Source organism: Lysinibacillus sp. G01H, from assembly GCF_028872195.1.
In the GTDB taxonomy this organism is placed as follows: Bacteria; Bacillota; Bacilli; order Bacillales_A; family Planococcaceae; genus Lysinibacillus; species Lysinibacillus capsici.
The window spans coordinates 254,230-280,222 of record NZ_CP118397.1; the positions used below are offsets into that span (position 1 = coordinate 254,230).

A 25,993-nucleotide genomic window follows, 5' to 3' on the forward strand; every position below is an offset into this window, starting at 1 on the left:
CCTTGAAAACTGAACAAGCAAAACGTAATCAATAAAGTTTTAAGTAACTAGTTTAGCTAGTGAACGAAACACAATTTTGGACATCAAACATGATGCCAGCAAAACAATTTGAGCTAATCAAATTTCTTTTATGGAGAGTTTGATCCTGGCTCAGGACGAACGCTGGCGGCGTGCCTAATACATGCAAGTCGAGCGAACAGAAAAGGAGCTTGCTCCTTTGACGTTAGCGGCGGACGGGTGAGTAACACGTGGGCAACCTACCCTATAGTTTGGGATAACTCCGGGAAACCGGGGCTAATACCGAATAATCTCTCTTGCTTCATGGCGAGAGACTGAAAGACGGTTTCGGCTGTCGCTATAGGATGGGCCCGCGGCGCATTAGCTAGTTGGTGAGGTAACGGCTCACCAAGGCGACGATGCGTAGCCGACCTGAGAGGGTGATCGGCCACACTGGGACTGAGACACGGCCCAGACTCCTACGGGAGGCAGCAGTAGGGAATCTTCCACAATGGGCGAAAGCCTGATGGAGCAACGCCGCGTGAGTGAAGAAGGTTTTCGGATCGTAAAACTCTGTTGTAAGGGAAGAACAAGTACAGTAGTAACTGGCTGTACCTTGACGGTACCTTATTAGAAAGCCACGGCTAACTACGTGCCAGCAGCCGCGGTAATACGTAGGTGGCAAGCGTTGTCCGGAATTATTGGGCGTAAAGCGCGCGCAGGCGGTCCTTTAAGTCTGATGTGAAAGCCCACGGCTCAACCGTGGAGGGTCATTGGAAACTGGGGGACTTGAGTGCAGAAGAGGAAAGTGGAATTCCAAGTGTAGCGGTGAAATGCGTAGAGATTTGGAGGAACACCAGTGGCGAAGGCGACTTTCTGGTCTGTAACTGACGCTGAGGCGCGAAAGCGTGGGGAGCAAACAGGATTAGATACCCTGGTAGTCCACGCCGTAAACGATGAGTGCTAAGTGTTAGGGGGTTTCCGCCCCTTAGTGCTGCAGCTAACGCATTAAGCACTCCGCCTGGGGAGTACGGTCGCAAGACTGAAACTCAAAGGAATTGACGGGGGCCCGCACAAGCGGTGGAGCATGTGGTTTAATTCGAAGCAACGCGAAGAACCTTACCAGGTCTTGACATCCCGTTGACCACTGTAGAGATATAGTTTCCCCTTCGGGGGCAACGGTGACAGGTGGTGCATGGTTGTCGTCAGCTCGTGTCGTGAGATGTTGGGTTAAGTCCCGCAACGAGCGCAACCCTTGATCTTAGTTGCCATCATTTAGTTGGGCACTCTAAGGTGACTGCCGGTGACAAACCGGAGGAAGGTGGGGATGACGTCAAATCATCATGCCCCTTATGACCTGGGCTACACACGTGCTACAATGGACGATACAAACGGTTGCCAACTCGCGAGAGGGAGCTAATCCGATAAAGTCGTTCTCAGTTCGGATTGTAGGCTGCAACTCGCCTACATGAAGCCGGAATCGCTAGTAATCGCGGATCAGCATGCCGCGGTGAATACGTTCCCGGGCCTTGTACACACCGCCCGTCACACCACGAGAGTTTGTAACACCCGAAGTCGGTGAGGTAACCTTTTGGAGCCAGCCGCCGAAGGTGGGATAGATGATTGGGGTGAAGTCGTAACAAGGTAGCCGTATCGGAAGGTGCGGCTGGATCACCTCCTTTCTAAGGATTATTTCGGAATACAAACCTTGGGTTTGTACGATTACGTTTTGCGTTCAGTTTTGAAGGTTCATTCTATCTGAATGAAACACTTCAAAACTTGTTCTTTGAAAACTGGATAAAACGACATTGAAATTGTAACAAACACATTTATTTTTTAAGTTTTTTATAGGCTTAATAACTTGGTTAAGTTATTAAGGGCGCACGGCGAATGCCTTGGCACTAGGAGCCGAAGAAGGACGGCACTAACACCGATATGCTTCGGGGAGCTGTAAGTGAGCTTTGATCCGGAGATTTCCGAATGGGGGAACCCACTACGTTTAATCGCGTAGTATCTTGACGTGAATACATAGCGTCTTGAAGGCAGACCCAGGGAACTGAAACATCTAAGTACCTGGAGGAAGAGAAAGAAAAATCGATTCCCTGAGTAGCGGCGAGCGAAACGGGAAGAGCCCAAACCAAGAGGCTTGCCTCTTGGGGTTGTAGGACACTCAATACGGAGTTACAAAAGAGCGAGTTAGATGAAGCGACTTGGAAAGGTCCGCCAGAGCAGGTAAAAGCCCTGTAGTCGAAAGTTCGTTCTCTCCTGAGTGGATCCTGAGTACGGCGGAACACGTGAAATTCCGTCGGAATCCGGGAGGACCATCTCCCAAGGCTAAATACTACCTAGTGACCGATAGTGAACCAGTACCGTGAGGGAAAGGTGAAAAGCACCCCGGAAGGGGAGTGAAAGAGATCCTGAAACCGTGTGCCTACAAGTAGTTAGAGCCCGTTAATGGGTGATAGCGTGCCTTTTGTAGAATGAACCGGCGAGTTACGATTACGTGCGAGGTTAAGCTTTAGAAGGCGGAGCCGCAGCGAAAGCGAGTCTGAATAGGGCGAAATAGTACGTGGTCGTAGACCCGAAACCAGGTGATCTACCCATGTCCAGGGTGAAGGTGAGGTAACACTTACTGGAGGCCCGAACCCACGCACGTTGAAAAGTGCGGGGATGAGGTGTGGGTAGCGGAGAAATTCCAATCGAACTTGGAGATAGCTGGTTCTCTCCGAAATAGCTTTAGGGCTAGCCTCGTGATGAGAATACTGGAGGTAGAGCACTGTTTGGACTAGGGGGCCATCCCGGTTTACCGAATTCAGACAAACTCCGAATGCCAGATATTTATACACGGGAGTCAGACTGCGAGTGATAAGATCCGTAGTCAAAAGGGAAACAGCCCAGACCACCAGCTAAGGTCCCAAAGTAATCGTTAAGTGGAAAAGGATGTGGCGTTGCACAGACAACCAGGATGTTGGCTTAGAAGCAGCCATCATTTAAAGAGTGCGTAATAGCTCACTGGTCGAGTGACGCTGCGCCGAAAATGTATCGGGGCTAAACGATTCACCGAAGCTGTGGATTGACATCTACGATGTCAGTGGTAGGAGAGCGTTCTAAGTGCGTTGAAGTCAGACCGGAAGGACTGGTGGAGCGCTTAGAAGTGAGAATGCCGGTATGAGTAGCGAAAGACGGGTGAGAATCCCGTCCACCGTATGACTAAGGTTTCCTGAGGAAGGCTCGTCCGCTCAGGGTTAGTCGGGACCTAAGCCGAGGCCGATAGGCGTAGGCGATGGACAACAGGTTGATATTCCTGTACCACCTCCTCACCGTTTGAGAAATGGGGGGACGCAGTAGGATAGGGTAAGCGCGCCGTTGGTTGTGCGCGTCCAAGCAGTAAGGCGTGTGTGTAGGCAAATCCGCACACTGTAACGTTGAGCTGTGATGGCGAGTCCGTATGGACGAAGTTCCTGATTTCACACTGCCAAGAAAAGCCTCTATCGAGGTGAGAGGTGCCCGTACCGCAAACCGACACAGGTAGTCGAGGAGAGAATCCTAAGGTGTGCGAGAGAACTCTCGTTAAGGAACTCGGCAAAATGACCCCGTAACTTCGGGAGAAGGGGTGCTCTTGAGCGTGCAAGCGCATGAGAGCCGCAGTGAATAGGCCCAGGCGACTGTTTAGCAAAAACACAGGTCTCTGCAAAACCGTAAGGTGACGTATAGGGGCTGACGCCTGCCCGGTGCTGGAAGGTTAAGAGGAGTGGTTAGCGCAAGCGAAGCTGCGAATTGAAGCCCCAGTAAACGGCGGCCGTAACTATAACGGTCCTAAGGTAGCGAAATTCCTTGTCGGGTAAGTTCCGACCCGCACGAAAGGCGTAACGATCTGGGCACTGTCTCAACGAGAGACTCGGTGAAATTATAGTACCTGTGAAGATGCAGGTTACCCGCGACAGGACGGAAAGACCCCGTGGAGCTTTACTGTAGCCTGATATTGAATTTTGGTACAACTTGTACAGGATAGGTAGGAGCCAGAGATCTCGGAGCGCCAGCTTCGAAGGAGGCGTCGGTGGGATACTACCCTGGTTGTATTGAAATTCTAACCCATGCCCCTTAGCGGGGCAGGAGACAGTGTCAGGCGGACAGTTTGACTGGGGCGGTCGCCTCCTAAAAGGTAACGGAGGCGCCCAAAGGTTCCCTCAGAATGGTTGGAAATCATTCGTAGAGTGTAAAGGCACAAGGGAGCTTGACTGCGAGACCTACAAGTCGAGCAGGGTCGAAAGACGGGCTTAGTGATCCGGTGGTTCCGCATGGAAGGGCCATCGCTCAACGGATAAAAGCTACCCCGGGGATAACAGGCTTATCTCCCCCAAGAGTCCACATCGACGGGGAGGTTTGGCACCTCGATGTCGGCTCATCGCATCCTGGGGCTGTAGTCGGTCCCAAGGGTTGGGCTGTTCGCCCATTAAAGCGGTACGCGAGCTGGGTTCAGAACGTCGTGAGACAGTTCGGTCCCTATCCGTCGTGGGCGTAGGAAATTTGAGAGGAGCTGTCCTTAGTACGAGAGGACCGGGATGGACACACCGCTGGTGTACCAGTTGTCTTGCCAAAGGCATCGCTGGGTAGCTATGTGTGGACGGGATAAGTGCTGAAAGCATCTAAGCATGAAGCCCCCCTCAAGATGAGATTTCCCATTACGCAAGTAAGTAAGATCCCTCAAAGACGATGAGGTAGATAGGTTCGAGGTGGAAGTGTGGTGACACATGGAGCTGACGAATACTAATCGATCGAGGACTTAACCAAAAAAGTTTGAAACATTCAATGTACCGTTTATCCAGTTTTGAAAGAATAAGTCTTTCAGCTGAATAAGTGAAGTGATGATGGCAAAGAGGTCACACCCGTTCCCATACCGAACACGGAAGTTAAGCTCTTTAGCGCCGATGGTAGTTGGGGGCTTCCCCCTGTGAGAGTAGGACGTCGCTTCGCTTATTTTTTGTGGAGGATTAGCTCAGCTGGGAGAGCACCTGCCTTACAAGCAGGGGGTCGGCGGTTCGAGCCCGTCATCCTCCATCATTTTGGTCCCGTGGTGTAGCGGTTAACATGCCTGCCTGTCACGCAGGAGATCGCCGGTTCGATCCCGGTCGGGACCGCCATTATTATTGCCGGTGTAGCTCAGTTGGTAGAGCAACTGACTTGTAATCAGTAGGTCGTGGGTTCGACTCCTATCGCCGGCACCATTCCCTTGGAGGGGTAGCGAAGTGGCTAAACGCGGCGGACTGTAAATCCGCTCCTTAGGGTTCGGCGGTTCGAATCCGTCCCCCTCCACCATTTTAGGGGCATAGTTCAACGGTAGAATAGAGGTCTCCAAAACCTTTGGTGTGGGTTCGATTCCTACTGCCCCTGCCAGGTATTGAGGTACTCGTTCATAATACAGCTAATATAATTTATATAGTGGCGATTGTGGCGAAGTGGTTAACGCATCGGATTGTGGTTCCGACATTCGTGGGTTCGATTCCCATCAGTCGCCCCATTTTAAAATTGGGGTATAGCCAAGCGGTAAGGCAACGGATTTTGATTCCGTCATGCCTAGGTTCGAATCCTAGTACCCCAGCCATTTTTAATTTCATGAGCCATTAGCTCAGTTGGTAGAGCATCTGACTTTTAATCAGAGGGTCGAAGGTTCGAGTCCTTCATGGCTCATCATTTTTTAATTAGCATGCGCCCGTAGCTCAATTGGATAGAGCGTCTGACTACGGATCAGAAGGTTATGGGTTCGACTCCTGTCGGGCGCGCCAATAAAATCATGTTTACGGAATGTAGCTCAGCTTGGTAGAGCACTTGGTTTGGGACCAAGGGGTCGTAGGTTCGAATCCTGTCATTCCGACCATCTTTCATGATAAATGGGGCCTTAGCTCAGCTGGGAGAGCGCCTGCCTTGCACGCAGGAGGTCAGCGGTTCGATCCCGCTAGGCTCCACCATTGTAATATTTTTGGAGGTATACCCAAGTCTGGCTGAAGGGATCGGTCTTGAAAACCGACAGGCGGGTAACACCGCGCGGGGGTTCGAATCCCTCTACCTCCTCCATTTTTCGGGTCAGTAGCTCAGTTGGTAGAGCATTAGATTGAAGCTCTAAGTGTCGGCGGTTCGATTCCGTCCTGACCCACCATTATTGCGGGTGTAGTTTAATGGTAAAACCTCAGCCTTCCAAGCTGATGTCGTGAGTTCGATTCTCATCACCCGCTCCAAAATGGGCCTATAGCTCAGCTGGTTAGAGCGCACGCCTGATAAGCGTGAGGTCGATGGTTCGAGTCCATTTAGGCCCATCATTATTCCGAAGTAGCTCAGTTGGTAGTAGCACCTGACTGTTAATCAGGTTGTCGCAGGTTCGAGTCCTGCCTTCGGAGCCACGGCCCGTTGGTCAAGTGGTTAAGACACCGCCCTTTCACGGCGGTAACACGGGTTCGAATCCCGTACGGGTCATCAAGCATGTAGCACAGATGTGTGTTACATGCTTTTTTCTATTCTCCTTTTTCATGTTGTTGAGAAAAGATCACTAGCAGAAAAAGACACCTATTAGCAAGGTAAGAGGTTGATTTCCGTTCCGCCAGTTTCCTTTCCAGAGGGCGTCCGATGAGCCACTTCACTCATTTACGTTTGCTCCAGGGTCTCATCTGTGACGCTGGCTCCACTACAATCAACTTTTCTGCAAAGTGTCTTTACTTTTTTCATAGTAGCATAGCGATCAAAAAGCCCATTATCTGTATGCTTAGAGGAGATAAGCTCTTATTTTCAATGTGGAGTAGGGAATCAGTTACAACAGCCATCCATAAGTGAACACCTTCAATTTATTTGTGGGATAAATGAGGAAGACTACTTGATTGCCGGGGTTAGCCAGAAAGAGGCTAACCGCAGCGCGAAAGCCAAGCGTCAGCAGCATGTAAGTAGCCTAAAATGGAAAGACTTTTATCTTTCACAAAAAATTCTATTGATTGCTTTGCTACAACACTATGAAGGTTACATGATTAATGTAGACTTTTTACAATAGTTAGGATCCCTCTCCCTTACATTCTCTTAAGAAAGAGAGTCTATAGAGTAAATTTGAACAAACTATTTCATATATAAAATATGTATGTTTTTTCAATTACTATTTTCATGGTGCTTGTGGTTTTGTTCCTCTAATATGAGGATAAGTGGAGGAATCGATATGAATATACAGGAGATACAGCAATTTTTAAGTCTATATAAGACAGAACAAAATGAATCAGAATTTTGGTTAAAGAATAGATTACAGGCAGTTAAGGATGCAGGTGAATATCACCCAACAACAGAGGAGCTAGTTTTTGGCGCACGGGTGGCATGGCGAAATAGCAATAAGTGTATTGGACGTCTGTTTTGGCAGTCACTGCATGTAGTAGATGCACGTGATGTTTTAGATGAAAAGGCTATTTTTCAAAAATTACTAGAACATATTGATTATGCGACAAATCATGGGAAAATCCGTCCAACTATAACAGTGTTTGCTTCAGATAGAGTACGGATTTGGAATCATCAACTAATTCGTTATGCAGGCTATGAAACAGAGGCAGGCATTATTGGAGATTCGCAGTCCATTAAATTTACAAAAGTGTGTGAGTCGTTAGGATGGAAAGGTAAAGGAACTGATTTTGATGTACTACCAATCGTTATACAGGTGGATGATCGTGCTCCTCAAATGTTTGTAATTCCTGAAGAAAATGTAGTAGAGGTTTCAATCCGCCATCCAGAGTCAATCGATGTGGAGAAATTAGGAATGAAGTGGTATGCTGTACCTATTATTTCGAGTATGCGTTTTCAAATGGCTGGAATTGATTTTCAAGCAGCTCCATTTAACGGCTGGTATATGGGAACAGAGATTGGTGCACGAAATTTAGCAGATCATGATCGTTATAATATGTTACCTGCAATTGCAGAGATTTTTAATCTTGATACAACCAAACAAGCGTCTCTTTGGCGTGATCGTGCTTTAGTAGAACTTAATATTGCTGTTCTTCACTCATTTAAAGAAGAGGGTGTGAGCATTGTTGATCATCATACAGCAGCTCAGCAGTTTAGATTGTTTGAGGAGGCTGAAAAATCAACAGGAAGAGAAGTTACTGGCAACTGGACATGGTTAATCCCACCACTTTCCCCTGCCACAACTCACATATTCCATAAACCCTATGTAAATATATATCATACACCAAATTATTTTTATCAAAAACCATGCTATTAGTGTAAAGGAATTGTTTACTTTCAACACTTTTGATGAGAGAGGGCTTACTATGTTAGATCAGCAAATTCCCAATATCCCGTGGAGACAATTGACGACACCTTATGGTAGAGGTACAGCCATTCCTAAGCTGATAGAACAGGAGCAATACACACAACTAGCTGAATTAATCGAACATCAAGGTACACTGTGGCAGGTGACACCATGGGTTTTGCTTGTCCTGTTAAAAAAGCTTACTAGTAAAAAATTAGAGGTTGTCTCCTTACAAGAAATACAATTATATTTAGCTGTGGCACATGCTATTACGAAAGATTATCTCGACCCAGTCAATACTGTTAAAAATATGCAGGAGCTATTAGACGTCAACTATTTATGGATAGAAAATGAGGACAATGATGAGCAGGAGTGGGAGGAAGAAACGCCAAAGGGCTATGGAAAGCAAGCTTTTGTAGGCTATTACTATTATAGTTATTTGCTTTTACAAGAGGCTGTTCCTATTTTTTCTACTATAACAGCTCGTAATAATGAAGCATCAGAATGCCTTGCTGAATTGCTAACATTAATCCAGCAACTCGACAATTAAGTAATGTGTAAACACTATATAGAAATAAAGCAGATGGAGGAAGCTGAACCACCTGCTTTATTTAATTTTAATGCACATATTCATTCTTAGAAGCTCTCATTGAGCAAAAGAAGAGTAAAATTGCCACAACGACAAAGAGCCATCCCGCAATATTCCAACCACCAAATAAATCATGCAAGTAGCCAAAAAGAATAGGACCAATTGCGGCAAATAAATAACCCAAAGATTGTGCAAAGCCTGATAAATCTGCTGCTTCAAATGCAGTACGAGTACGGAGAGTGAAGAACATCATTGCTAGGGCGAATGAAGAACCACCTGCTAACCCTAGAAGAACCATCCACAGGACCCCAAGACTTGTCCATTCCATGACAACTCCAACAAAGCCTACTAAATAGAAGGATGTAAACATCAATACAAGTGGGCGTTGAGAAGTCATTTTACCTGCAATAATAGGCACTGCCAAAGCCATTGGTACTTGTGAGAATTGCATGATTGAAAACATCCAGCCAGCTTTATCAGGCGCTAAACCTTGAGCAATATAGATCTCAGGTATCCACGCTGCTGTTGTATAGAATAATAAAGACTGTAAACCCATTGCCCCTGTGACAGCCCAAGTAACAGGTGATTTCCATAAAGGTGTACTGGTCTTTTTAGATGTAGTAACTGGTTCTGGGTAATTTGACTTTAGTTGAGGTATCCAAATTAGGATTGTAATTAGAACGAGTATGAGTGCAATGGAAAGCGCACCTTGCCAGCCTAACGATGAATTAGCTATCGGATAGCTAATACCAGCTCCAAGGCCAGCAGTAAAATTCATGGACATGGTGAAAAAGGCCATTAATAAACCCACATGATATGGAAATTTCAATTTTAATAATCCTGGAATTAGTACATTTCCAAAAGAAATGGCTACGCCAATTAACACAGTACCCAATAGAAGTAATTCTGTCGTACCAAGTGAACGTAGGACAATTCCTAAGGCCAAGAGAAAAGTTGATAAAAATAATGTTAGCTCAAGCCCTAGTTTGCGTGCTACAACTGGTGCAAATGGAGATATAATAGCAAAAGCCAGCAATGGAATTGTTGTTAGAAAGCCAGCCACTACATTAGATATTCCAAGATCTTCACGGATAAAGGATATAATTGGACCAACAACAGTTAGTGGCATTCGTAATGTAGAGGCTATAAAGATAACGCCAAAGACTAAAAGTAAGGTTGTTCCTTTCCAGCTAATTTTTTTACTTGGATAACTAGTGGTATGATCATTTGTAGTCAAAATAAATCCCCCCTAATAATAACCATTCTAATTGAACTACTATAACACTTTATCACACTATTAAAAATAGTAGAAGATTCATAAAATACGGAACATTTCTTGCGGTATTGAAATGTCTATGGTCTTATGTTAGTATAATAAACATCATAAATTTAATAATTATATGCCTCATGTTTGTATTGAGGTAGAGGTCGCGATATTTATAAGTATGCTAATTGAAATGACAAGCATTGATGAGATTAGCTGAAAGGAAATATTGCCGAAGTGTGAGGGGACTTGAAAACCTCATGCTGGGGCTGTCTCCGAAAGGAACAGAACTGTCACGTTTGTACAACGTGTTGAGCTATCATGTAGGAAAAACTGAGGATTAACGTAGCCATCACAGTGTATATGTGATGGCATTTTTTTGCCTCATAAATAGGAAGGAAGCTATATCGTGAGTGAAATAAAAGTAAATCAGCTCGGACATAAAGCGCCGAAGCTGAAAAAAGAATTAAAAAGCCGTCATATTACAATGATTTCTTTAGGCGGTACAATTGGTACGGGGCTATTTTTAGCCAGTGGAGGTGCTATTGCTCAGGCAGGGCCTGGGGGAGCATTGCTTGCCTATGCTTTAATCGGTATTATGGTGTATTTTTTAATGACAAGCTTAGGGGAAATGGCTGCCTATATGCCATCATCAGGTTCATTTAGTACGTATGCAACCAAATTTGTAGATCCCGCTTTGGGCTTTGCATTAGGCTGGAACTACTGGTATAACTGGGCAATCACCATTGCTGCCGAAATTGCTGCTGTGTCATTAATTATGAAATATTGGTTCCCAGATAGCTCATCAGCACTTTGGACAGTATTATTTATTGCTGTTGTATTGACGTTTAATTTACTATCCGTAAAAAGTTATGGTGAAAGTGAATATTGGTTTGCCATGATTAAAGTAGCAACGGTTATTGTTTTTATTATCATTAGCTTACTAATGATTTTTGGTATTTTAGGTGGGCAGGCTCCTGTAGGTTTTACTAATTTCTTTGTTAGTGATGGGCCATTCCATGGTGGCTTCCTTGCTACATTTGGTATTTTCCTAGCTGCAGGATTTTCATTCCAAGGGACAGAATTACTAGGAATTACAGCTGGTGAAACAGATAATCCTGGTAAAAATATTCCGAAGGCTGTTAAATCTGTATTTTGGCGTATTCTTTTGTTTTATATTTTAGCGATTGGTGCAATCGGGATGTTGATTCCATTTACAGACGAACGTTTGTTATCAGAAGATATCGCAGTATCACCCTTTACACTAGTGTTTGACCGTCTAGGTATTGCCTTTGCTGCTTCTTTAATGAATGCCATTATTTTAACGGCTATGCTGTCAGCAGGAAATTCAGGACTATATGCATCTTCTCGTATGCTATGGCAATTAGCAGTGGATGGACATGCACCTAAATTTTTTGCAAAGCTAAGTCGTAGAGGTATTCCGATTTATGCACTTATGGCAACATTAGCTGTAGGCTGTTTAGCATTTTTGGCATCCTTCTTTGGCGATGGAGTGGTTTATATCTGGCTATTAAATGCTTCTGGAATGTCTGGCTTTATTGCATGGCTAGGTATTGCGTTTAGTCATTATCGTTTCCGCCGAGCGTTTGATGCACAGGGCTTAGATCCAAGATTATTACCTTATAAAGCCAAATTATATCCGTTTGGACCACTATTTGCTTTTACAGTTTGTATGATTGTAGTCATTGGACAAAATTACACAGCCTTTACAGGCGATAAGATTGATTGGTACGGTATCCTTGTTTCGTATATTGGGATTCCATTATTTTTAGCATTATGGTTGGGCTATAAAATAAAGCACAAAACAAAAATGCTTCCACTTAAAGATTGTGATTTAAAAGTTGAAGATTAAATAATAGAGCTGTTCTGTAAACCTAAGAGCGATGGTTTATGGGGCAGTTCTTTTTTCAACACTCATAAACAAAATCTCTCTAATCAAACATCATAAATATGGTAATGTAATATACATATGGAAATTGGGTTTTGATAGGAGAGGTGCATGATAGTGAAAAAACATATCTTACTGGTAGAAGACGATGAAGCCATTCGTGAAATGGTTGATAATTACTTAACGATGGAAGGTTTCAATGTCACAACAGCGACTAATGGCGAAGAGGCATTACATAATTGTTTGCAAAATACCTTTGATTTGGTCATCTTAGATATTATGATTCCTAAATTAAATGGTTTGGAAGTATTAAAGATTATTAGAGAGCAGGCAGCACTTCCTATCATTATTATGTCTGCAAAAGACAGTGATGTTGATAAAGCATTGGGCTTAGGATTGGGGGCAGATGATTATATTGCTAAACCTTTTTCTATGCTGGAGTTTTCAGCACGTGTAAAGGCTGTTATCAGAAGAGCTACGAAATACTCTAGTCAAGCTGAACAAAAGCAAGAGGTCCTCGAAATTGATAATTTAAAGATAGATATCGTTAATTTCTCAATAACAAAGAGCGGACAAGAGATAAAGCTGACATCAAAGGAATTTTCCATTTTAAAATTGTTTGTGACAAATCGTCACAGGGTTTTTACCAAAGAGCAAATTTATCAGATGATATGGAAAGATGCCTATTACGGAGATGAAAATATTATAAATGTACATATTAGAAGACTACGTGAAAAAATAGAAGATGATCCATCAAATCCTCAGTATATTAAAACTCTATGGGGAATCGGCTATAAGTTTGAGGGATAAAAATATGATGATATTTCTATTAATAATAATTGTATTGCTAATCGAGGTCCTAATTTTTCAATGGAAAGTCAAGAGGGAACAAGAACGCGCTATCCAATACATTCATAGTAAACTACACGTAATTGTGAATGAACAGACGTATGAAAAGATTCTAGTAACAACTACAAATTCAGAAATTCAACAGTTACTTATTAAACTGAATACGTTGCTAGATCAACATCAAAAAATCCAGGCTACACATCGAAAAATGGAAAATTCCATGAAAAAGATGTTGGCCAATATTTCGCATGATCTTAAAACACCTTTAACCGTTGTACTTGGCTATATTGAAATGCTTCAACTTCAAAATGCGATGAGTGACGAAGAACGCCAACGATTACTTACAGGTGTACATGCTAAAACATTAGAAGTGTTAAAAATTATCCATACATTTTTTGACTTGGCGAAATTAGAGGCTGGAGATACAGATTACCCAATCACTAAAATCAATGTCAGTGAAATATGCCGTAAAAATATTTTGTCTTTTTACGATCTGGTTACTTCAATGGGATTAGATATTAATATTGATATTCCTGCAAGCCCCATGTATGCCCTTGGTAATGAAGAAGCATTAAATAGGGTTCTAAACAATCTACTGTCTAATGCTATTGCATATGGAGCAGATGGCAATGTAATTGGAATTACCGTAAGACATGAAGAAGCCAATATTGGTATTGATGTGTGGGATTGTGGCAAGGGTATTGATGAATATCATATCGATAGCGTATTTGAAAGGATGTATACACTTGAGGATTCTCGAAATAAATCTTTTCAAGGCAGTGGTTTGGGACTAACGATTACAAAGCGGCTAGTAGAAATAATGAATGGCTCCATCCGGTTATCGAGTATTCCTAATGAAAAAACTACTTTTACCATTTCGCTAAAACGAATGATGTATTGAATCCAGTTGTGCTTGTAGAGCTTTAATGCTTTGCAGGCTTTTTTACTTAAGAAATTTGTAAGAATGCAGTAATAAAATAGAGAGTTTCATTTTTTATAATGAAGCTAGTCACAATTGAGGGAGCGAATTACATGACATACATTGTAAAAACAAATCAGCTTACGAAAGTGTACGATGGAAAGGAAGTTGTTTCTGCTGTCAATATGAACGTTAAGAAGGGAGAGATTTATGGATTTTTAGGTCCCAATGGTGCAGGTAAAACCACTGTTATGAAGATGCTAACTAATCTAACGAAGCCTACAAGTGGAGATGTAGAAATATTAGGGGAGAAATTGACCGACAAATCCTATGAAATACTAAAAAGAATGGGGACAATTATTGAATATCCTATTTTTTATGAAAAATTAACGGCTAGTGAGACCCTAGAATTACATTGTGAATACATGGGTTATTATGATAAGAAAGAAATTGCACATGTTCTTAACTTAGTAAAGTTAACGAATACAGAGAATAAGCAGGTTAAAGATTTTTCTCTAGGGATGAAGCAGAGATTAGGCATTGCAAGGGCCATTATTACAAAGCCAGAGTTACTTATATTAGACGAACCAATTAATGGATTGGACCCAGTAGGAATAAAGGAGTTAAGAGAGCTTTTCAAGATGCTTTGTAAGGAGTACGGCATAACCATTATTATCTCAAGTCATATTTTGGCTGAAATAGAACAATTGGTCGATACAATAGGTGTTATTAAGAATGGAAGGCTCATCACTGAGGTAGCAATGGATACTATTAATCGTGATCAGGTCAATTATACCGAAGTGATCGTAAGTGATGGGAAAAAGGCAGCGTTTATTATTGAAAACGAATTAAACATTACTAATTTTAAGCTGATGGATGATAACTCTATACGTATATACGACTCAACTGTATCCCAACAAAGCCTATCAAGAGCATTAATTGAACATGACGTTGAGATTGAAGAGATTAGTAAAAAAACAAGTTCATTAGAGGATTATTTCTTAAAGCTAATCAATGGAGGCGTTGTTCATGCTTAATTTAATGCGTTTAGAAATGAAAAAGTTCCATTTAGGATCATATGTTAGAGGAGCTATCATTGCTAATTTAGTCATTCTCGGGTTTCTGTTTATGATTTTATTTATTTCTAAAGTAGAAGGAGATCCAGGGCTTGAAAATTACAAGGTTGCTTTAAGTGTCATTGATTCATTTGTAAGAGCAGTTTTTATTATTTTTGCTTCTACGTTAATAGCTAAGTTAATCATCGGAGAATATAAATTTAAAACCATTACATTAGCCTTTATGTATCCGATAAGTAGAAAGAAATTAATGGTCGCAAAGCTTGCTATTGTCATGCTATTTACTTTCAGTATGATCATTATCTCCAATGCTCTTATTACAGCCATTTTTTGTGTCGTAAGCGATCGATATGAATTAATTCCAGATGTACTATCAAGTTCTTTAATTATTCAGCATATACCTTCTGTATTGATGAATGCGATAGCTGCCTCAGGCATAGCTTTAATCCCATTGTATTTTGGGATGAGAAAATACTCTATACCGACAACTATCATTTCATCTATTATAATTGTGTCTGTCACTTCGTCAAATTCAGGTAACTTTACTTTAAACGATATAATTATTATTCCAATTACTTTAGCAATCGTGGGACTGGGTATTGCTTATTTAGCCATTAGAAATATCGAAAAGGTGGATGTTTAATCAAAAAGATACCAGGTGCTCATTCCTAGAGTACCTGGCTTTTTGTTATCCAAAAATTGTTTCCCACAGTAAGTAAATGTTTAACGTAACAACAATGACTACGACAAACCAACCTAAAACAGTTGTAATACGGTGATTAACTAGGCTTCCCATGATGTCTCGTTTACTTGTAAACATAACAAGAGGGACAAGTGCAAAGGAAATACCAAATGATAAAACAACCTGACTAAGAACCAAAGCATAGGTAGCATTCACACCAGAGGCAATGATTGCAAGTGGTGGCACCATGGTAATCGCTCTACGTAAATAAAGAGGTATTTTTCTTTGAATGAAGCCCTGCATCACTACGTCACCGGCTAAAGTCCCTACAGAGGAACTAGCAAGCCCTGCAATAAGTAAACCAAGACCAAAGGAAATGGCAGCCAGTGGGCCGAGCGCATCTTTTAAGCCATTATAGGCAACATCTAAATCTTCAACTACAACGCCTTGGGTATGGAATACTGCTGCGGCAATTATGAGCATACTCATATTGATGGCACCAGCAATAATCATAGCGATGATAATATCGATAAATTCAAAACGGAAAATACGTTTTTTTTCTGCCTCATTCCGACCAATAATACGACTTTGTGTTAAAGAGGAATGTAAGTAAATAGCATGAGGCATAACGGTTGCACCTAAAATACCTGTTGCTAATAATAGTGAATCTACACCTTCAAAGTGTGGCGTGAACATGCCGATCGCTACATCGCCCCATGCTGGCTGCGCTAAAAATGTTTGAAAGGCAAATGCCAATACAACAATTAAAACCATGCCAGAAATACCTGCTTCAAAGGCTCTAAATCCTCTTCTTTGCAGCTCTAAAATAGCAAATGAACCCACTGCTGTAATTAATGCGGCGGGAAGCATTGGGATATTGAAAAGTAAATAAAGCCCTAATGCTGCTCCGATAAATTCCGCGAGGTCAGTGGCAATGATGACCAATTCTGCCTGTATCCACAAAAAGATAGAAGTTTTTTTAGAAAAATGCTCGCGTGCGACTTCAGGTAAATTTTTTCCTGTCGCAATCCCAAGCTTGGCAGACAGAGACTGAATTAACACAGCCATTAAATTAGAAAAGGCTATAACCCAAAGTAGCAGGTAGCCGTATTGAGAGCCTGCTGTAATATTTGTAGCAAAATTACCAGGATCGATATAGGCGACTGCTGCAATGAAAGCAGGTCCTAAAAATGGTAAAAATCTTCGCCAACCTCTTATATCTCCATCTAAAACCGCCTCTGCTGACGATTTTGTGACTCGTTTGTAAACCATATTGTTCCCTCGTTTCAAAAAGTATCATCAATGAAATAAAGTTTCCTATAGGAAAATAAGATATTAGTATTCTAACGCTAGGAATAAAAAAAGTGAAGTGGTTTGCTTTATCCTTCTATAAGTATGTGCCATTCTCATCATTTTCTAATTAGACTTTCACCACTTGTATCGTATACGATGAAAAGAAAAGGCGAAGGACGGATTCGACATGACACATCGAATTTTAATTATAGAAGATGAAGAAAATATTGCGAGAGTGCTACAACTGGAGCTTCAATTTGAAGGATATGAGGCAGCAATGGCCCATACCGGAACAGAAGGCTTACTACAATACCGTGAGCAGCAATGGGATTTAATTTTACTTGATATCATGCTACCTGAGATGAGCGGTATTGATGTGCTAAAGCGTATTCGTGCAACAGAATCTCAAACACCTGTTATCATGCTAACTGCCAAAAGCGAGGTAGAGGATAAGGTAAAGGGCTTGGATTTAGGAGCCAATGATTATGTGACAAAGCCTTTTGAAATTGAGGAGCTACTGGCACGAATTCGCAATGCATTACGGTTTTCGCAGAAGGTAAGCCCAAAGCAAGTTGCACTTTCATTTGGCCATTTATCGATAAACGAGCAAACAAGGGAAGTTGTATATTTTGATAAGGAAATTCAGCTGACACCTCGTGAGTATGATTTGTTGTTCTATTTACTAAAGCATCCTAAACAAGTACTGACAAGGGAGCAAATATTAGAGGCTGTGTGGGGCTATGATTATTATGGGGATACAAATGTTGTGGATGTTTATATACGTTATGTACGACAAAAGCTTGAGGCTGCTAATCCAACACCTCTTATCCAGACAATTCGAGGTGTTGGATATGTGCTAAAGGAACATAGTTATGAGACTTAAAACAAAAATCCATCTACTAACAACATTGCTTATGCTAGTTATAGTAGTGGCAACAAATAGTGGAATTTATTTGTTATATGAGAAATTTGCCTATGATACGGAATATAATCAGCTTCAGTCACGGGCAAATGAGTTAAGCTCTACACTGAGTCAGTTAAATGCACAAACCAACCTACAGCAAGTATTAAGAGCCTATATGCCAACAGATGGTGCCGTTTATATTTATGATGGTGAACTTTTGAAAACGAAGGTTCAGGCTACACTTGAAATGCAAGAGGTCCCTTCTATTACCTACACAATGCCTGCCATTTGGATCGACGGAACGGTGGTGGACATAACATTGCAGCAATCTATGGAAGAAGTAGAACGGACATTAGATTTGTTAAAGGTCATCTTAGTTGTTGTATCTGTTGTGGCATCGATTCCTATTTTCCTAGCGAGCTTGGTACTTGGGCGACTTATTTTATTACCGTTAGAACGTTTAAATGAGACCATGCGCAAAAGTGCATCTACTGGGAAATATGAAAAAATAGATACCACAGAAAAAGGTGGGGACGAATTAACAAACATTAACCGCACTTTTAATATGATGATGGAGAAGCTTGAACAACATTATCAGAAGCAACAAGAATTTGTATCAAATGCCTCCCATGAATTAAAAACTCCTATAACTGTCATTGAAAGCTATGCAAAACTACTCCTAAGGAGGGGGTTTGATAATCGGGAGGTTGCTCAGGAATCCTTGCAAGCTATTGCCAATGAATCATCTCGTATGCATGAAATGGTATTGCAATTGCTAGAACTAGCTAAAAACAAAGAACAATTGGACGTTCATTTCGAACAACTAGAGCTTGCCCCGTTCTTAAATAAAGTAGCTTTACAAATGGAACAGGCTTATCATCGAACATTTAGAATTGATGAGCAGATTCCAAAGTTTATTTATAGTGATGAAAAAATATTGAAGCAACTACTTTTTATTTTGCTGGATAATGCTAGGAAATATAGTGAGGATGAAGTACGTATTCAAGCCACTGAAACAACCAATCATGTACGTATTACCATCCAAGATTTTGGTATTGGTATTCCAATCGAGCATATTCCTCATTTATTTGAGCGTTTTTATCGTGTAACAGAGGATCGTAATCGTAAAACAGGTGGTTCAGGGCTAGGGCTAGCAATAGCACATGAACTGGCACAACAATTAGGTATAACGATCGATGTGAAAAGTAAGCTAGGGGAAGGCTCAAGCTTTACTTTATGTATACCAAAGGAGGGACAGCAATGAAAAAGTGGATGTTAGTAATTGTTGTTATTATCCTTCTTTGTAGTGGAGTAATTTGGTTTGTTCAACATCGTTATTTTTACGTTCAACCTATTAGTGAAGCGGAGGCTATTCGCCATATTGAGACTATCTACAATGGTCATGTTACACAAGTTGAAAAACAAGGAAATACCTTTGAGATGCTTTTTACGCGTGAGGATGTCAAGTATGCAGCTATACTTGATGTTACGACACAACAGGTAACTGCTCTAATCATGAAAGAAGGACAAAGTAAATTACTATTAACAGAAAAGCAGATCAGACAAATGGTTAAAAAGGAATATGGAGATGTAGAAAGCGTTATGCTTACAGACTCCGTTTATACTGTACGTGTTGAAAATGAGAAAATTCAAAAGGATTTAACCCTTGATGGTTATACAGGCGAACTACTGGCAGAGAAAAAGGTTGAGCCACAAGAACAACCTATCGAAGAGCCTATTATTACTGAGCAACAGGCTATTCAAATAGCTCTTAAGCAATTAAAGGGTGAGGTGGATTCAGTTGATTTTGAAGAAACCTCAGAGGGTGGTTACTATTTAGTTGAGATTGAAACGCAGGAGGACGAAGCTACATTTCAAATTCATGCTGTTTCAGGAAAAGTACTGTCTGTAACATGGGATGACGATCATTAAATCATTCTCATGAGATTCTAATGTTCCTCTTATAGTTCTATCATCTTCACTTGGTAAGCTAAGTTTAGATAAAACAAAGGAGAGATGAACATGAAAAAAATGATAATGATTCCAGCACTAGTAATTACTCTTGGAGTGGGTGCAGCGATTGGCTCGACGACTTTATTATCAGGAAATGCCCAAGAAAAAAAGGTCTTATCCATGCAGGAAATTGAGAAGAAAGCGCTAGCGGTAGTGGATGGTACAGTTGCAAATATCGAATTTGACCAAAATCAGTTTAGCTCTATTTATGAAGTAGAGGTGTATACAGATACAGAAGAATATGATTTAAAATTTGATGCTTATAGTGGGAAATTACTCAAGCAGAAAAAGGAACGTCTAGATGACGATGATTGGGATGATCATATTTCTGCTACAACTGCTACAACAAAAATAATTACAAAAGAGCAGGCTATCAAGACAGCCCAAACAAAAGCAAAGGGTAAAGTGACAAAAATTAAGCTTGATGATGGTGTATATGAAATTGAATTAAAAGACGGTCAATATGAATATGAAGTAGATGTGGATGCAGTCTCTGGAAACATTATAGATTTTGAACAAGGCTTTGATGACTAATTTAATGAGCTGTCTTAAAGGGAGAACATACCTTTAAGGCAGTTTTATTGTTTTTATTGTGGGTATTTACTAGGTATTCAGGAAATTTACTTTAAGAAGTGGTTATTTATATGTTCAAAAAAGAAAAAATTTTCTTCTTTACTTTTTCAATTAGCAGGCGTACTATGACATCATTATAAAAGTTTCAAATTTCTAAATCGCTGAAGCAACTAAACGCGGGGGAACCAATTTTGATGGATGGCATAGCCATTCTTGGGGTGAATCTCTTCCTTATGGAGGAGTAGGGCTACTCAGGCCCGAATCCGACAGCTAACCTCGTAAGCGTTAAGAGCAGAAAAGTGGAGCTTGGCAGACGGATGAGCGTCTACAAGTCTTATTTAGTGATGACTTGTAGGCGTTTTTTGATGTAATTTAGAAAGGCGAAACACATTCTATGAAACTAGAAGGTGTTTATCAATGAAATCCTCATTCAAACGTTATGTAATCGGCAAACCATTAAGATCCGATGCGTTAGGGGAACAAAAGCTAAGTAAAACAAAGGCACTGGCCATATTATCATCAGATGCATTGTCATCAGTAGCCTATGGACCAGAACAAATTTTAATTGTCCTGATGACGGTAGGTACAATGGCGTTTTGGTATTCTTTACCTATTGCCACTGGAGTGGTTATTCTACTCGTGGCACTGATTTTATCCTATCGTCAAGTTATCTTCGCCTATCCACATGGGGGAGGCGCCTATGTCGTATCACGAGAAAATTTAGGCGTGAATGCAGGTCTTGTTGCAGGGGGTTCTTTGCTTGTTGATTATATTTTAACGGTAGCAGTAAGTGTGTCGGCCGGGACAGATGCCATTACATCTGCATTTCCAAGTCTTCATGCTTATAATGTACCCATTGCTATTATATTTGTGATTTTCTTAACGATTTTAAACTTGCGAGGTGTAACAGAGTCAGCCTCTATCTTGGCTTACCCAGTTTATCTATTTGTAGGCGTTATGCTGTTGCTAATCGGGATTGGGCTCTATAATGTGGCAACTGGACCGGTGCCTGCAGAGTTACATCCAAAGATTGGTACACCAGTGGCAGGGATTAGCCTATTTATTTTATTAAAGGCATTTGCATCAGGAAGCTCAGCGTTAACAGGAGTAGAGGCTATTTCTAACGCCATACCTAATTTTAGAAATCCTGCTCCAAATAATGCTGCTAAAACGCTTTTAGCAATGGGCGCCATTTTAGCCGTTTTATTCATCGGGATTGTTAGTCTAGCTTATTTTTATGGCGTTGCACCAACAGCAGAAGCAACAGTCGTTTCCCAACTAGCAGAAGCTAGTGTTGGTCGGAATTTTCTTTATTATATTGTTCAGGGGACAACTGCAATGATTTTAGTACTTGCCGCAAACACAGGGTATTCAGCATTTCCCTTGCTTGCTGTGAATTTATCGAAGGATGGTTTTATCCCAAGAATCTTTCAAATCCGAGGGGACCGTCTTGGCTATTCAAATGGTATTTTAATGCTAGGTATTGCTGCCATTGTTTTAATTATACTTTTTGACGGGGCCACAGAGCATTTAATTCCGCTCTATGCAGTAGGCGTATTTATTCCCTTTACATTAGCGCAAACGGGGATGATGAGAAAATGGTGGCGCGAAAAACCTAAAGGCTGGGTAGCAAGATTTACGATCAACACAATTGGGGCCGCTATCTCTTTCATCGTGGCAATGATGTTTTTTGTGACAAAAATGCCTCAAGTTTGGCCGGTGTTTATCTTTTTACCAATTATTATTTTTGTATTCCATCGCATTAAGCAACATTATCAAGCTGTTGGAGAACAGTTAAGGTTAAATCATGAGGAACTGGCTACTATTGAGGGGAATGTTTTCATTGTGCCAGTAGCTGGTATAACAAAGGTGGTTGAAAACTCCCTACATTATGCCAAATCACTTAAGGTTGATAAAGTGATAGCCTTTTATGTAGCTTTCGACCAAGCAGATGCAAAAGCTTTTGAAGAGAAGTGGAATGCCTGGCAACCTGATGTACGATTAGTTACCTACTATTCACCATATCGCAGCATTACACAGCCATTAATTAAATTTATTGATAAAGTAGAACATCAATGTACGAAGACAGGTCATAAAGTAACGGTTGTTATCCCTCAATTCTTACCGAAAAAAGGGTGGCATCATATGCTACACAACCAATCGAGTCTTCTCATTCGTACATCACTGTTATTTCACAGAAATGTCGTCATTATGACAGTACCGTTCCATTTATCAAAATAATGCTAGCAAGCTAGAAAATAGTCTGTTATAATCAGTACGTTGATTGAAAACACGAACGTTTACAATTAAAAAGTTACAGAATACCATTAAATTCCGAAAAATCAAACTTTTTTTGGTGAGAGATAGTAGCTCTTGCCGAATAAAGTGATAAATTGGTTATTCTGATAGTTTCATACAAATTCACTCATATAATAGCGAGAATAGGGCTCGCAAGTTTCTACCGATTTACCGTAAATGAATCGACTATGGGTAGCAATGCTTTTAGAGAACTTCTATTTTAATGATGTTTTCTATTCATTTCGACGTTTTTGCGCTGAATGCTTTGCTCCACTCGTAGCAGAATGGAATCAAAGTATTCAGCGTTTTTTTATAATTTTTTACGAAAGAAGGATATGAAAGAAATGAAGTTATTACAAGACAAAATTATGCAAGAGGGTAAAGTATTATCTTCATCCGTATTAAAGGTTGATACATTTTTAAACCATCAAATTGATCCAATTCTAATGAAGGAAATTGGTCATGAATTCGCAAATCGTTTCTCTGATCAAGTGATTACAAAGATTTTAACAATAGAATCTTCAGGTATTGCCCCATCCGTGATGTTAGGCTTAGAAATTGGCGCGCCTGTCGTGTTTGCTCGTAAACGTAAATCATTAACGCTTTCAGATAACCTTTATTCATCAAAGGTACATTCATTCACAAAAAATGAAACAAATGAGATCTCAGTCTCACGTAATTTCTTAAGCGAAGATGACAATATTTTAATTGTAGATGATTTCTTAGCCAATGGTGAGGCTGTCAAAGGCTTACTTGATATTGCTGCACAAGCGGGTGCAAATGTTGTGGGAGTTGGAATTGTTATTGAAAAGGGCTTCCAAGATGGCGGAAAATTATTGCGTGAGCAAGGTGTTCGCGTTGAGTCATTGGCAATTGTAGATTCTCTTGAAGATGGCAAAGTAACATTTGCTACGGAGGCTCGCGCGTAATGAATACCTTTAAATCGACTGCGCTAGCGATTCAACATTTACTTGCAATGTATGCTGGAGCCATTTTAGTGCCATTGATTATCGGTGGGGCAATTGGCTTCGATTCAACACAAATGACGTATTTAGTAGCGATTGATATTATGATGTGCGGGATCGCTACACTTTTACAAGTTTATTCAGGTAAATTCATTGGTATCGGCTTACCTGTAGTACTTGGCTGTACATTCACAGCGGTAAGTCCAATTATTGCAATTGGTACAAACCCAGAGCAGGGTATTACGGACATTTATGGTTCTATTATTGCCTCTGGTGTAATTGTAATGATAATTGCGGGCTTCTTCGGTAAGCTTGTGAAATTCTTCCCACCAGTCGTAACAGGGTCAGTTGTTTCAATTATCGGTATTTCCTTATTACCAGTAGCATTAAACAATATGGCAGGTGGACAAGGTGCTGAGGATTTTGCTTCTGCTTCTAATGTAGCCTTAGCCTTCATTACATTGGTTATCATTTTAGTCGTTTATCGCTTTTCTACAGGCTTTGTTCGTGCCATTTCTATTCTGATTGGATTAGTAGCAGGAACAATTTTAGGTGCATTCATGGGGAAAGTTGACTTTAGCCCGGTTTCTGAAGCCGATGCACTTCACATGGTGCAACCTTTCTACTTTGGCATGCCAACATTTGATGTAACGGCAATTATTACAATGACACTTGTAGCAATGGTATCCCTAGTAGAATCATCTGGTGTCTATTTTGCATTAAGCGATATTTGTAATAAAAAATTAGATTCAAAAGATTTAGCTCGCGGCTATCGTTCAGAAGGTCTTGCGTCAGTAATCGGTGGTATTTTCAATGCCTTCCCATACACAACATTCTCACAAAACGTGGGGCTAACGCGTATGTCAGGCGTTAAGGACCGTAAAGTCATTTACATCACAGGTGGTCTTCTTGTAGCATTAGGCTTCCTACCAAAAATCGCAGCATTAACAACAATTATTCCAACGTCTGTACTAGGTGCGGCAATGTTAGCGATGTTCGGAATGGTGATTACGCAAGGTATGGGTATGCTTGTACCCGTTATGAACGAGTCAGCAGAAAACGCGATGATTGCTGCGATTGCAGTAAGTTTAGGGGTCGGTGTATCAGTCGTTCCTGGCATTTTTGATGCATTACCAACAAGCGTTTCAATCTTAACATCTAATGGTATCGTTTGTGGTTCTGTAACAGCGATTATCCTTAATATTTTATTCAACATGATTGGGCCAAAGCATAAAAAAGATCCGATGCATGGGGAAGTATAAAAAGATAATTAAATAACATTCATCAAAATATTCTACATATTTTGATGAAAAGAATAGTGTCACCTACTTTTATCTATTGATTTAGATCTGAGGAGGTGCCACTTTTTTGTCGTTATGGACTGTATGTTTTAAACTATTGATAATAACTTTAGTTGAAATTTGTTCCTTTAACATAACTCTAGACAGTCATATGGAATGTTTAACATTAGAACTAAAAGGGAATTTAAAATAGAGTTGTTGAAATCGCATGTAACTCTCTCTTTCAACATATACTTATATAAAACTACTCTCAGAAAGGTCTAGTACAAATGCAAAGTATTGTTTTAATTTTAATCCTACAATTAGTATATGTACCTTTTTTAACATTACGAACAATATTTTTAGTAAAGAATATCACGTTCCTTGCTGCGATATTTGGGATGCTGGAGATGTTGGTGTATGTATTTGGCCTTTCACTCGTTTTCAGTGGGAAGCAAAGTATGTTATCTATGGTTGTCTATGCAGTTGGGTTTGGATTAGGTATATTTTTAGGAGCAAAAATAGAACGAAAGCTAGCGATAGGCTATGTTTATACAACCATTAATACGCAAAATAAGAATGAAGAGCTTGTGAAATTTCTTCGCAACGAAGGGTTTGCAGTCACGATTTATATAGGAGAAGGGCGAGATAGTAACCGCTATAAATATGAGATCTTAACGAAGAGGAATCGTGAAGGAGAGCTCTTTCAAATAGTAGAGCAATTTGAACCGAATGCGTTTATTATCTCGTATGAGCCTAAGTCATTTAAAGGCGGCTTTTTACTTGCTCGTATGAAGGCTAAGCAAAAATAATATTCACTATGAAAGGACCCTCGCTAAAAGCGAAGGTCCTTTTTTAGTGTTGAAAAACAAAACAGGCAATTGAAAGGTAGAAATGGATTTCCGTTGCAGGCTACTTGCTTTCCTGTGGGCGAGCGCCGAATCGCTTCCTCCGCTACCGCTCCGTGCAGGGCTTCGCCTATCTCGCTATCCCACGGGAGTCAAGTAGCCTTCCACTTCAACCCACTGACTTTTTAGCAAAGGTTTTCAAATAAAGTGAAGGTGTTCACTACTCTTTATGAAGAGGTGTTGTCACTACACATTGAAAATAAGA

18 protein-coding genes, 17 tRNA genes, 3 rRNA genes and 3 riboswitches are annotated in these 25,993 nt (G+C 40.8%); of the genes, 36 read left to right on the forward strand and 2 right to left on the reverse strand.

Annotation, left to right across the window (positions count from 1 at the left end; all coding sequences use genetic code 11):
- Positions 1 to 127: 127 nt before the first annotated feature.
- From PSR12_RS01200 to PSR12_RS01310, 23 genes are all read left to right on the forward strand, one after another.
- Positions 128 to 1,679: ribosomal RNA gene (locus PSR12_RS01200) — 16S ribosomal RNA — on the forward strand.
- Between the two features lie 181 nt (positions 1,680 to 1,860).
- Positions 1,861 to 4,788: ribosomal RNA gene (locus tag PSR12_RS01205) — 23S ribosomal RNA — on the forward strand.
- Between the two features lie 67 nt (positions 4,789 to 4,855).
- Positions 4,856 to 4,971, forward strand: a 5S ribosomal RNA gene (gene rrf, locus PSR12_RS01210).
- Together the 16S, 23S and 5S rRNA genes with 17 tRNA genes alongside form the textbook arrangement of a ribosomal RNA operon.
- 11 nt (positions 4,972 to 4,982) lie before the next feature.
- Positions 4,983 to 5,055: transfer RNA gene (locus PSR12_RS01215), tRNA-Val, on the forward strand.
- A 7-nt stretch (positions 5,056 to 5,062) separates the two neighbouring features.
- A tRNA-Asp gene (locus PSR12_RS01220) sits at positions 5,063 to 5,138 on the forward strand.
- An 8-nt stretch (positions 5,139 to 5,146) separates the two neighbouring features.
- A tRNA-Thr gene (locus tag PSR12_RS01225) sits at positions 5,147 to 5,222 on the forward strand.
- A gap of 7 nt (positions 5,223 to 5,229) precedes the next feature.
- Positions 5,230 to 5,313 (forward strand) — tRNA-Tyr (locus tag PSR12_RS01230).
- A gap of 4 nt (positions 5,314 to 5,317) precedes the next feature.
- Positions 5,318 to 5,391: transfer RNA gene (locus PSR12_RS01235), tRNA-Trp, on the forward strand.
- 48 nt (positions 5,392 to 5,439) lie between these two features.
- Positions 5,440 to 5,515 (forward strand) — tRNA-His (locus PSR12_RS01240).
- A gap of 9 nt (positions 5,516 to 5,524) precedes the next feature.
- Positions 5,525 to 5,599, forward strand: a tRNA-Gln gene (locus PSR12_RS01245).
- A 13-nt stretch (positions 5,600 to 5,612) separates the two neighbouring features.
- Positions 5,613 to 5,685: transfer RNA gene (locus tag PSR12_RS01250), tRNA-Lys, on the forward strand.
- An 18-nt stretch (positions 5,686 to 5,703) separates the two neighbouring features.
- Positions 5,704 to 5,780, forward strand: a tRNA-Arg gene (locus tag PSR12_RS01255).
- Positions 5,781 to 5,795: 15 nt separating this feature from the next.
- Positions 5,796 to 5,872 (forward strand) — tRNA-Pro (locus tag PSR12_RS01260).
- A gap of 15 nt (positions 5,873 to 5,887) precedes the next feature.
- Positions 5,888 to 5,963 (forward strand) — tRNA-Ala (locus PSR12_RS01265).
- 13 nt (positions 5,964 to 5,976) lie between these two features.
- Positions 5,977 to 6,069, forward strand: a tRNA-Ser gene (locus tag PSR12_RS01270).
- A 6-nt stretch (positions 6,070 to 6,075) separates the two neighbouring features.
- Positions 6,076 to 6,151 (forward strand) — tRNA-Phe (locus tag PSR12_RS01275).
- 5 nt (positions 6,152 to 6,156) lie between these two features.
- Positions 6,157 to 6,230, forward strand: a tRNA-Gly gene (locus tag PSR12_RS01280).
- 4 nt (positions 6,231 to 6,234) lie between these two features.
- Positions 6,235 to 6,308, forward strand: a tRNA-Ile gene (locus PSR12_RS01285).
- Positions 6,309 to 6,315: 7 nt separating this feature from the next.
- Positions 6,316 to 6,392, forward strand: a tRNA-Asn gene (locus PSR12_RS01290).
- 1 nt (position 6,393) lies between these two features.
- A tRNA-Glu gene (locus PSR12_RS01295) sits at positions 6,394 to 6,465 on the forward strand.
- Positions 6,466 to 6,859: 394 nt separating this feature from the next.
- Positions 6,860 to 7,030, forward strand: coding sequence for a hypothetical protein (locus PSR12_RS01300; RefSeq protein WP_274771281.1), 171 nt, complete (start codon positions 6,860 to 6,862; stop codon positions 7,028 to 7,030).
- Positions 7,031 to 7,189: 159 nt separating this feature from the next.
- Positions 7,190 to 8,236 (forward strand): nitric oxide synthase oxygenase, encoded by a 1,047-nt coding sequence (locus PSR12_RS01305; RefSeq protein WP_274771282.1) that lies wholly within the window; start codon positions 7,190 to 7,192, stop codon positions 8,234 to 8,236.
- Between the two features lie 49 nt (positions 8,237 to 8,285).
- A complete protein-coding gene (locus PSR12_RS01310; protein WP_221683346.1) occupies positions 8,286 to 8,816 on the forward strand; it encodes a hypothetical protein in 531 nt (176 codons plus the stop codon).
- Between the two features lie 67 nt (positions 8,817 to 8,883).
- Here the strand turns inward: PSR12_RS01310 and PSR12_RS01315 are convergent, their stop codons facing one another.
- Positions 8,884 to 10,092 carry a CynX/NimT family MFS transporter gene (locus PSR12_RS01315; protein WP_221683347.1) on the reverse strand — a complete coding sequence of 403 codons (1,209 nt, stop codon included), beginning with the start codon at positions 10,090 to 10,092 and terminating at the stop codon, positions 8,884 to 8,886.
- A gap of 177 nt (positions 10,093 to 10,269) precedes the next feature.
- A riboswitch (Lysine riboswitch) is annotated at positions 10,270 to 10,446 on the forward strand.
- Between the two features lie 82 nt (positions 10,447 to 10,528).
- On the opposite strand from PSR12_RS01315, the gene PSR12_RS01320 reads away from it, so the two are divergent.
- From PSR12_RS01320 to PSR12_RS01340, 5 genes are all read left to right on the forward strand, one after another.
- A complete protein-coding gene (locus PSR12_RS01320; RefSeq protein ID WP_221683348.1) occupies positions 10,529 to 11,992 on the forward strand; it encodes an amino acid permease in 1,464 nt (487 codons plus the stop codon).
- A gap of 153 nt (positions 11,993 to 12,145) precedes the next feature.
- The gene (locus PSR12_RS01325) at positions 12,146 to 12,838 is read left to right on the forward strand and encodes a response regulator transcription factor (protein WP_274771283.1); all 693 of its coding nucleotides are present in this window, start codon (positions 12,146 to 12,148) and stop codon (positions 12,836 to 12,838) included.
- 4 nt (positions 12,839 to 12,842) lie between these two features.
- A complete protein-coding gene (locus PSR12_RS01330; RefSeq protein WP_274771285.1) occupies positions 12,843 to 13,778 on the forward strand; it encodes a sensor histidine kinase in 936 nt (311 codons plus the stop codon).
- Positions 13,779 to 13,909: 131 nt separating this feature from the next.
- Entirely contained in the window at positions 13,910 to 14,833 is a 924-nt protein-coding gene (locus PSR12_RS01335; protein ID WP_221683351.1) for an ABC transporter ATP-binding protein, read from the forward strand.
- Positions 14,826 to 15,515 carry an ABC transporter permease gene (locus PSR12_RS01340; protein ID WP_221683352.1) on the forward strand — a complete coding sequence of 230 codons (690 nt, stop codon included), beginning with the start codon at positions 14,826 to 14,828 and terminating at the stop codon, positions 15,513 to 15,515. Before PSR12_RS01335 ends, PSR12_RS01340 begins: the two co-directional genes overlap by 8 nt.
- A 45-nt stretch (positions 15,516 to 15,560) precedes the next feature.
- Here PSR12_RS01340 and PSR12_RS01345 read toward each other — a convergent pair whose 3' ends face one another.
- Entirely contained in the window at positions 15,561 to 16,826 is a 1,266-nt protein-coding gene (locus PSR12_RS01345; RefSeq protein ID WP_221683353.1) for an Nramp family divalent metal transporter, read from the reverse strand.
- A 208-nt stretch (positions 16,827 to 17,034) separates the two neighbouring features.
- On the opposite strand from PSR12_RS01345, the gene PSR12_RS01350 reads away from it, so the two are divergent.
- From PSR12_RS01350 to PSR12_RS01385, 8 genes are all read left to right on the forward strand, one after another.
- A complete protein-coding gene (locus tag PSR12_RS01350) occupies positions 17,035 to 17,730 on the forward strand; it encodes a response regulator transcription factor (protein WP_009373358.1) in 696 nt (231 codons plus the stop codon).
- A complete protein-coding gene (locus PSR12_RS01355) occupies positions 17,720 to 19,015 on the forward strand; it encodes a HAMP domain-containing sensor histidine kinase (RefSeq protein ID WP_221683354.1) in 1,296 nt (431 codons plus the stop codon). The genes PSR12_RS01350 and PSR12_RS01355 overlap by 11 nt, the downstream gene beginning before the upstream one ends.
- Positions 19,012 to 19,683 carry a PepSY domain-containing protein gene (locus PSR12_RS01360; protein WP_221683355.1) on the forward strand — a complete coding sequence of 224 codons (672 nt, stop codon included), beginning with the start codon at positions 19,012 to 19,014 and terminating at the stop codon, positions 19,681 to 19,683. The genes PSR12_RS01355 and PSR12_RS01360 overlap by 4 nt, the downstream gene beginning before the upstream one ends.
- A 90-nt stretch (positions 19,684 to 19,773) precedes the next feature.
- Positions 19,774 to 20,298, forward strand: coding sequence for a PepSY domain-containing protein (locus PSR12_RS01365; protein WP_221683356.1), 525 nt, complete (start codon positions 19,774 to 19,776; stop codon positions 20,296 to 20,298).
- 188 nt (positions 20,299 to 20,486) lie between these two features.
- Positions 20,487 to 20,636, forward strand: a riboswitch (cyclic di-AMP (ydaO/yuaA leader).
- Between the two features lie 118 nt (positions 20,637 to 20,754).
- Positions 20,755 to 22,578 carry an APC family permease gene (locus PSR12_RS01370; protein WP_221683357.1) on the forward strand — a complete coding sequence of 608 codons (1,824 nt, stop codon included), beginning with the start codon at positions 20,755 to 20,757 and terminating at the stop codon, positions 22,576 to 22,578.
- A gap of 164 nt (positions 22,579 to 22,742) precedes the next feature.
- Positions 22,743 to 22,844: riboswitch (purine riboswitch) on the forward strand.
- A gap of 135 nt (positions 22,845 to 22,979) precedes the next feature.
- The gene (locus PSR12_RS01375; RefSeq protein ID WP_221683358.1) at positions 22,980 to 23,564 is read left to right on the forward strand and encodes a xanthine phosphoribosyltransferase; all 585 of its coding nucleotides are present in this window, start codon (positions 22,980 to 22,982) and stop codon (positions 23,562 to 23,564) included.
- A complete protein-coding gene (locus PSR12_RS01380) occupies positions 23,564 to 24,862 on the forward strand; it encodes a nucleobase:cation symporter-2 family protein (protein WP_221683359.1) in 1,299 nt (432 codons plus the stop codon). Before PSR12_RS01375 ends, PSR12_RS01380 begins: the two co-directional genes overlap by 1 nt.
- A 308-nt stretch (positions 24,863 to 25,170) precedes the next feature.
- Complete coding sequence (locus PSR12_RS01385) at positions 25,171 to 25,692, forward strand: DUF2179 domain-containing protein (RefSeq protein ID WP_004227692.1); 522 nt, start codon at positions 25,171 to 25,173, stop codon at positions 25,690 to 25,692.
- Positions 25,693 to 25,993 lie beyond the last annotated feature (301 nt).